The 8,789-nt window shown below is 51.8% G+C and carries 6 protein-coding genes; 4 read left to right on the top strand and 2 right to left on the bottom strand.

What is annotated here, in order from left to right; translation table 11 throughout:
- Window positions 1-220: 220 nt before the first annotated feature.
- Window positions 221-2,488 carry an FdhF/YdeP family oxidoreductase gene (locus tag NCN04_RS04360; protein WP_250395280.1) on the top strand — a complete coding sequence of 756 codons (2,268 nt, stop codon included), beginning with the start codon at window positions 221-223 and terminating at the stop codon, window positions 2,486-2,488.
- A gap of 70 nt (window positions 2,489-2,558) precedes the next feature.
- Here NCN04_RS04360 and NCN04_RS04365 read toward each other — a convergent pair whose 3' ends face one another.
- Together NCN04_RS04365 and NCN04_RS04370 are read right to left on the bottom strand one after the other, a co-directional pair.
- On the bottom strand, window positions 2,559-4,352 hold the full coding sequence (locus NCN04_RS04365; protein ID WP_250395281.1) for an NAD(P)/FAD-dependent oxidoreductase: 1,794 nt from the start codon (window positions 4,350-4,352) through the stop codon (window positions 2,559-2,561).
- 347 nt (window positions 4,353-4,699) lie between these two features.
- On the bottom strand, window positions 4,700-4,933 hold the full coding sequence (locus tag NCN04_RS04370; protein ID WP_250395282.1) for a DUF3136 domain-containing protein: 234 nt from the start codon (window positions 4,931-4,933) through the stop codon (window positions 4,700-4,702).
- 381 nt (window positions 4,934-5,314) lie between these two features.
- On the opposite strand from NCN04_RS04370, the gene NCN04_RS04375 reads away from it, so the two are divergent.
- The 3 genes from NCN04_RS04375 to NCN04_RS04385 all read left to right on the top strand — a co-directional run.
- Window positions 5,315-6,703 carry a PhoH family protein gene (locus tag NCN04_RS04375; RefSeq protein ID WP_250395283.1) on the top strand — a complete coding sequence of 463 codons (1,389 nt, stop codon included), beginning with the start codon at window positions 5,315-5,317 and terminating at the stop codon, window positions 6,701-6,703.
- 28 nt (window positions 6,704-6,731) lie between these two features.
- The gene (locus NCN04_RS04380; RefSeq protein ID WP_250395285.1) at window positions 6,732-7,613 is read left to right on the top strand and encodes an LOG family protein; all 882 of its coding nucleotides are present in this window, start codon (window positions 6,732-6,734) and stop codon (window positions 7,611-7,613) included.
- Between the two features lie 498 nt (window positions 7,614-8,111).
- Window positions 8,112-8,789 (top strand): Coq4 family protein (locus NCN04_RS04385; protein ID WP_250395284.1); only part of this gene is annotated, 678 nt, incomplete at its 3' end.

Raw genomic sequence — 8,789 nt, forward strand, 5'->3', positions numbered from 1 at the left:
AGAGAATTTCTAGTTCGACCGTAGATTCTGGACTGCAAGTTGTTCTGAATATTGGCATTGCTGACTCAATTTTTTGATGGCTTGCAACCGCATTAGGTCTTCATTTCAGCCTTGAGGGCTTAAACCGAATCAAGCAACGAAAGAAGTTGCATTAATACTCGATGCGTGTGGAACGAATCAGAGCTATCTAGTTTCAAGAGACCGTTAGATATCTGAAATCATGGATATCGATTCCAATACTTTGCCTCAGGGCGGAATGAAAAGGGGTGGCGGTTGGTCCGTCATCACTGGGTGGGGACGGGCAACGATAAGCCGCAGAGGCAAAAGGCTCTGGCAAACCTTGAATCACAAGAGTGCTTGTTTGTCTTGTGCGTGGGGCACTGGTGGCCAGAACGGTGGTTTTCGCGATGAGCTCGGGGAGCCGCTCCAGCGTTGCATCAAAAGCGTGGAAGCGATCCGGGCCGAACTGCAGCCGGCTGTTCCCCGCCATGTGTTCAAGCGTCGCAGTGTGGTGGAGCTGCAGCAGTTGGATTCATCCTCTTGTGACCGGTTAGGTCGTCTGGAACACCCTCTGATTCAGCGCTCGGGATGCGACCTCTACGAACCGATCCAGTGGGACGAGGTGTATGCCCTTCTTGCTGAGGCCTTCAAGACCTCGTCTCCTGAGCGGGTGGCTTCGTACAGCTCGGGGCGCTCTTCCAATGAAGCGGCGTATCTACTCCAGTTGCTGATGCGGGCCCGAGGTTCAAACAACCTCGCGGATTGCTCAGATCTTTGCCATGCCCCATCCAGTGTGGGGCTCACTCGCGTTTTCGGAAGTGGGACCTCCAATGTGAGCTTGGAGAGTTTGCGTCAAGCCGATGGTGTGGTGCTTGTGGGTTCCAACGCTCCTGCCAATCATCCCCGTTTGATGAATGAATTGATTCGGCTCCGGGAACGAGGGGGCACGGTGGTGGTGATCAATCCCGTTGTTGAGGGGGGTCTGCTCAAGTTTGGTTCCCCTGCCTTCCCGATCCGTTCGTTATTGCTAAGCAGTGAGATCGCGTCTCTTTATTTGCAACCGATTCCGGGATCCGATACGGCCGTCTTCCTCGGGTTTCAAAAGGCCTGGTTGGAGAGTGGCGCTATCGCATGGGACTTTGTGAAGTCGCATAGCGACGGCTGGGAGGCCTTGCAAGACCAACTGATGTCTACGAGCTGGGAGTCGATCACCCAATGCTGTGGCCTCAGTCGCGAAGAATTGGAGTGCACTGCTGCCCGTTTGGCGAATTGCCGCTCTGTGGTGTTCGCTTGGGCGATGGGGATCACGCATCACTCCAATGGAACCACCAATGTTCAGGCGATTGCTAACTCAGCGGTTTTAAGCGGAAATGTTGGCCGCCCTGGGGCGGGAACGATGCCAATCCGTGGACATTCCAACGTGCAGGGTTTTGGCTCGATGGGGGTGTCAGTTCGCTTGCGCGAACCGATGCTACTGGCCCTTGAGGCCTTGCTCAAACGCCCCTTGAGCCGCACCCCTGGTTTTCACGCCAGGGATCTGATTGAGGCTGCAGATCGTGGTGAGGTGGATGCACTGCTCTGTCTTGGCGGAAATCTCTTTGGCGCCAATCCGGACAGCACCCAGGCACGTCGCGCACTCGGGCGGATTGACACCATCGCCTATCTCGCGACCAAACCCAATCAGGGCCATTTTCATGGGCTTGGTGCTCGCCAGACCTTGATCCTTCCGGTCTTTAATCGTTTTGAGACGCCCCATCGCACAACTGTCGAGTCGGGGAATAACTGGGTTCGATTCAATGAGCCTGGAAGCACTCATTTAAAACGAGCCAATCTGTCCAGCGAAGTGGGATTTTTGGCTGAGTTAGCGCATCGCATCTTTGGTGATGATCCGATCCACTGGAAACGTCTTCAGGATCCGATTTATGTGCGTGAATTAATTGCCAAGACGGTGCCAGGATATGAGGGAATGGCGGGTATTGATGCCACCAATCGCGAGTTCCAAGTGAGTGGCAGGGTGTTTCCAGTGCCCCGTTTTTCCACCCCAAACGGACGGGCTCAGCTCACGCCAACGCCGTTGCCAGAATTGACTCTTCCTGATGTGGATCACTTTGGTGGTTTGGCCGATGGTGAGCGGGGTTTTGTGCTCAATCTCATCACTGCCCGCAGCCATGGGCAGCACAATACGGTTGTGTATAAGGCAGCTGATCGGTATCGCGGCATGCCCCACCGACAAACACTACTGATTAACCCTGAGGATTTGCAGAAGTTTGGTTTTGTAGCTCACGATCAAGTCACGGTTCAGGGTGAAGCAGGGACCCTTCAGCAGATTGAATTAATCCCAGGATCGATCAGGCAGGGGTGCGGACTGATGTTTTTCCCGGAAGCCAATGTCTTGATGCGTGGGGTATCTGATCAGGCCTGTGGAACGCCGGCTTTTAAACGCGTTCCTGTTCTGATCCGTGCACAAGTTCGTGCAAACGACAATTGATTATCCATTTAGCGCTAATTGATCTAAAAATTGTTAGCTCATCCCTACATATTTTTGATGAATCAGAACGTCATGAGCGATGAAAACTAGGTGATCGACGATAAACCGGAGTCTCAAGACCAACTAAGCGGGCTTTGAGCTGTAGCGCCAAATAAAGCGAGTAGTGACGGCACAAATGCAAGTTGCCCCCATGAATCCAAAGGTTCTCCACTTGAGTGGGCTTCCACATGTTGCGAAGCTCACCTTCCCAGGGGCCGGGGTCCTTCGGGGTATCAGAACCAAGCCCCCAAACCTTGCCTACCTTCGCTGCCACTTCGGGTGAGATGAGATCCTCCAAGAAACGATTCATGGAGCCATAACCAGTGGCGTACACCACCAGATCAGCCTCCAAAATGCTTCCGTCGTTGAGCACCACTGTTTCAGGAGTGAAGCGTTCGATTTCGATCCCACTACGGAGCTTGATGCGACCATCCGCCACAAGCTCCGAAGCACCCACATCCATGTAATAACCAGAGCCTCTGCGCAGAAATTTCATGAACACACCAGTATCGTCAGACCCGAAATCAAGTAAAAAACCGGCCCGTTCTAACCGGGTATAGAAGTCTGCATATTCAACGCGCATCGCGTCATAAATTGGCTTCTGCCACTTCGGTAGAAGCTTGTAGGGGATCGAAGCCATCGTCATATCCGACTGCTCAGGTGTGATGCCCTGCTGTATTGCTTCATCTGAATAAATAGACCAAGCACCAAATTTTTCTAGCGCCGGGACCGGCGCAATCATCGTCGAACTGCGTTGCAACATCGTCACCTCTGCCGCTCCGACCTTCCAGAGAGCTGAGGCAATGTCATGGGCCGAGTTATTTGAGCCCACAACCACGCAGCGCTTGCCGCGATAAGCGTCAGGTCCGGGATGGGCGCTGGAGTGGTGCTGCTCTCCAATAAAACTGTCAGCACCAGGAATCTCAGGCAGGTTCGGATAGCCCGCAACTCCCAAAGCCATCACCAGGTGGCGGGGTCGCAGCTCCACCGACTGGCCGTCACGCTCTGTACGTACCAGCCAACGATCCTGGTCGGGATCAAAGCTCGCGCTATGGGCTGGCGAACCACACCAGACGTGCAGTCCCATCAAGTTGACGTAGGCCTCCATCCAGTCGGCAAGCCGATCCTTGGGAGCAAAGAGGGGCCATCCTTCAGGGAAGGGCAAATAAGGGAATTTGCAGTACTGAACGGGGTCATGCAAACAAAGGGTTTTGTAGCGGCGGCGCCACTGATCGCCAGGTCTGGACCACTTCTCCAGCACAAGGGTGGGCACCTCCAGATGCCGAAGGCGAGCGGCAAGGGTGAGACCGGCCTGACCGCCGCCAACGATGACGACTTCCGGCTGTTCCGAGAGCCCCAAAGACTGCTGCTCTGCTTCACGACGCTCCGCCCATGACAAACGCTGGGGATCAACGCCAAATTCAGCACCGCGCTGCCGATGTTCGCGAACCTGTTGTTCGTGCCCCTTAAGAGCATCCATCGCTGTGAGAAGCGTCCAAATCCTTCCCTGACGCAAGCGGACATGACCGCTACAGCGAGCCACACGGGTTTGAAAGCAAAACCAACCTTCTAAAACACCATCAACGTCCTGAGGAACTCCAACGATCCGGAAATCATTCGGCGCCACGTCAGCCAAGCGTTCATGCAGCATTGCTTCGATGGCGGCAGGCCCTTCTTCTGTCGTTAAATTCCAAGTGAATGCAAGCAAATCACGCCAGAAGCAATCCGGAGCAAATAACGACAACACGGCTGTAGGGTCGTCTGTCTGAAGCAAAGAATCGAATCTGACCAACCAGTCCTGTAACAAGTCCGTGGGAGAAGTCATCTGGACTGATCAAATTCACACTATGGGCATGAGCCCTAGGGATGTCAGTCTTGACGTTGCCATTTTTCGTAAAAATTTTTATACACTGGATCCACGTTTTTTCGCCGCTACATTGACATCTTGAGTCTTCACCATGTCCAGTGAAATCAACCATTGATTGGCCACTGATTGCTTGCTGAGACGAAGAGCCACCGCCGATATCAGTTCGATTGATCGTCAAAAAAGCCTGACCTCCAAGGGAGGATCATCTGACCTAAAATCCTGAATGCTTCAACAGCCAAGCGTCCCGGAGCAAGACATCTATCGGGCGAGCCGAATCCGAAAGGAAAGAGAGCTCTAGAGAAGAACTAAACTTCCTTGAGTATCAATCTCGTACGAATATACTTATAAAAGAGATATTCAGGAGAGTGATAAATATTAGGGAGTGAAGAGTGTAAACGCTGAAGGCAATCCCAGCATATTGTTCGTTTAACTTTTTCAAGACTGTTGCCCGCCTCAACCAACCGTCTTAAGGCTTTGCAGTAGGAGGGGAAACCGCTTTCCAGATCTGCAATGGTTTTTGGCTTGATGGTCTTAGTCATTGTCAATGACTGAAGGCAATACCATTTTCATCTCACAAAGAGGTTACGTCCTGTGTCAGGGGTTACTTGATCGAGTATCCTAGCGTTGAACGTGTTAACAAAGATTTGTTGTTTGTATAATTCAATACGTGAACTGTTTCGCTGACGATGATCCAGCATTGAATTCATGAAAGATCTGATCAGAAAGCGAAAGCTGCCTCTTTTGAAATCACCATCGCAATCATCAATCGCTGGGAGCCAGGAGGCATAATTAAAGGATAAAACAACGCAACTGATCAGACCTCTATTAAATCAATTGTGGCTAGTAAAGAACTAGTAACAAAAGCATTTGAATGGTTTTTTGTGATCTAGGTTGCAAATAGAGAAGTGAGAGGGTTTGTCATGACCATGAAGGTAGTTGTACTCGATACCAATGTTCTCCTACATGATCCAGATGCTCCCAGAAGTTTCGGATCCAATCGCATCGTTCTGCCCATTCAGGTGATCGAAGAAATTGATCGCTTTAAGCGAGATCCGTCTGAGAAGGGGCGCAATGCCCGACGCATAGCCCGGTTGCTCGATGGTCTGCGTCAGAGAGGAAACCTCGCAAACGGTGTCCCGCTCAAGCCTGGTGGCAACGGCACCCTCGAAGTGGCGTTCTGTCGGGCTGAAACCTTGGCTCAGTTACCACCGGAACTCAGCGGAGGCGGTGGCGACAACAACATTCTTGCAGTAGCCCTGGAACAGATGCGAGGGAAAGGACTCAATGAACCGCCAGAGGTGGTGTTGATCACCAAAGACACCAATTTGAGAATCAAAGCAGATGCCGTAGGGCTGGCTGCAGAGGATTACACCAACGACAAAGTGGCAATTGCCGACCTCTATCCAGGGGCGACAGGCGTCAAAGTTTCTGCAGATCTGATTGAAGCGTTACATCAAAGCGGTCGTCTTGGCGTGAAGGAGCTTCCAGCTGAAACGGCGGGGTCCTTGCAGCCCAATGAAGGGGTAACCCTGATCGACCGCGACAGCTCAGACCACACCTTTTTGGCGCGTCAAGAAGGTGATTCCGGCGAACTGAAACCTCTGGTTTGGCTCAAACGTGCCCGTCTCGGGCGCCTAAAGCCACGCAACCGCGAACAAAATTTTGCGCTTGACCTCTTACTGGATCCATCCGTAGAACTAGTCACCCTTGTGGGTAAAGCTGGCACCGGTAAAACCCTGCTTGCGATTGCTGCAGGTCTGCATCAGGTCGCTGATGAGCATCGCTATGCCCGACTGCTGGTAACCCGTCCGCCAGTTTCACTCGGCAAAGAAATCGGTTTTTTACCGGGAACTCTGGACGAGAAACTTGCTCCTTGGATGCAACCGATCGTGGACAACCTCGATTTCCTTACGGGTGATGCCATGAGCAATGAGCAAAAGGATGATCGCCGCCGCCATGGTGGTGGTCCAAAAAGCTCCTGGTCTGATCTCCGCGAAATGGGGCTTCTAGAAGTGGAAGCCATTAACTACATCCGTGGTCGCTCGATTCCTCATCAATTCATGGTTGTGGATGAAGCACAAAATCTCACCCCCCATGAGGTAAAAACAATCGTGACGAGGGTGGGTGAAGGAACCAAAATTGTCTTCACAGGTGACCCTTATCAAATTGATAACCCCTATGTGGATGCTGATAGCAACGGTCTCACCTGGCTCGCAGAACGATTGAAAGGTCAAACCCTTGTTGGTCATATGACCTTAACGCGTGGAGAGCGTAGTGCTTTGGCTGAACTAGCAGCCAACATGCTGTAAGGAGCTACCGATGATTTCTTCAAACTTGATGGATTCAGAGCTACCAAGTCAGGATCAAACACGAGTAGCTGACAACCTCAAAAAGATTATCCAATCAGACACTTATCAGCTCGCTCATCAGGATCTTGATCTTCTCAACAGTTCCTCGATGCGTGGCGTAAGGATGCTGCTAGAAATCAGCAAACCTGAGCTTTACTTTGAAGAAGCTGGCATCACATCCACGATTATCGTGTTTGGAGGTGCACGTATACAAGAAAAGTCAGCCGCGAAAGCAACTCTCAAAGAAGCAATGAAAAACTTAGATGCAAATCCAGGTTCAGCAAAAGTGCAACGAAACGTTAGTCGAGCAGAAAAGATATTGGAGTTATCTAAGTTTTACAAAGAAGCAAGAGAATTTGCTTTTCTTGCCTCCCATTTTGGTCAATCAGGAGAAAGCCCAGGGCCTTCCTGTTCTTCCCATGTGATTGTTACGGGAGGTGGTCCTGGGATTATGGAAGCCGCTAATCGTGGTGCCTTTGATGCTGGATGCCGTTCCATCGGACTGAATATTGAATTGCCGCATGAACAAAATCCCAATCCATACATCACTCCAGACCTCTGCTTTAAATTTAACTACTTTGCTTTACGTAAATTTCACTTTGTGATGCGTGCCGTTGGCGCTGTGCTGTTTCCAGGTGGTTATGGCACTCTTGATGAACTATTTGAGTTGCTAACACTCCGCCAGGTAGGAACACAACATGCGATGCCAATAATTCTTTTCGGTAGGGAGTATTGGTCTCGCCTTATTGACTTTGATTTTATGGCTGATTCTGGATTGATTGATGATGACGATCTTCAATTAATTCAATTTGCAGAGACGGCCGCTGAGGCTTGGGAGCTCATTGGCAGTCAAGCTACTAATAAACCCTGAGAAATCCCTTCTAAGTAAACAAATTTCTAACAACGATGCCGGCCAGACAACGCTTTAAAGACTTAATATTTATTGATTATTTTATTGAAAGTACGCTCTACCAAGAGGCTTAATAATCGCTTATTTATCACAAAAAGGCAAGGCTACAAGGGGAAACCATAACCCGCAAAAAATCTAGACTTGCAGACCGAATCTAAGCTTGTTTGGCAGCAACCTATGATATTTTCGAATTAATATCTGTAATGTTTTTGAGACCTTCATCTATTAATTAAGCCCCAATATGAGCTCGAACGGACCGATACAGGGTGATTCTTAACTTGATCAATTCTCACGAAGGCCAACAGCCCTATCGATTCGGTGCACTTAAGACAAGCAGGGATGGTCGTGTGAATCCAGCCAAAGCCGCTGAGATGTGGCAGTTGGCGGAGGCATGATCTAACAAAGCTGCGGCCACCCGCCGGACTGTCGGATGATCGAAGCGCATAGTGAGCTCCTGCTGTGGCATCGACCAACCGCACCTTGCTGAAGCGACTGGCCGTAGATCTGGCTGAGCTCTGCAGTGATCCTGATAACCTCGACTCTGCCTTCGACCTGCTCAATGCCACCTACGGAACGGAGGTGGCGCAGGCGGCCCGCGACCGCCTCAAGACCGACCCAGCCATCCGTCCGCTGGTGCAGGAGCGCTACTGGGGGAACTGGCCGGCCCTGCCAGAGCTGGTGGCCTTGCCGGCGGGATCGCTGGGCCATGTCTACGGCCTGTTTATGGCATCGCAAGGACTGAGTGAACTGCCCGCTCCCGTGCTGCCGGATGGGGTCGAAGGCGACGACGCCTACTTGCAGATGCGCATCCGCCACACCCACGATCTCTGGCATGTGATCGCCGGATTGCCGATCACCATGGCCGGCGAAGCTGCCGCCAACGGGTTCACCACCGAACAGCTGCACTGGCCAGGCAGTGCACTCCTGATCGCTGCCGACCTGGTCCATCGCGTCAGCGACGCAGACTCCGATGAAACCGCACCCGATGACGCCGACCCAAACGCAGACGAGGGTGCGGCGATTGCCTACGGCCTCAACCTGGGAGCCAAAGCCCGACCCCTTCTGGCCCAGCGCTGGGAGGAAGGCTGGGAAACCCCTCTCGATGTGTGGCGCGAGAGGCTCGGCATCGGCCCGCTG

The sequence above is a fragment of the Synechococcus sp. MU1655 genome (genome assembly GCF_023630655.1).
GTDB lineage: Bacteria > Cyanobacteriota > Cyanobacteriia > PCC-6307 > Cyanobiaceae > Synechococcus_C.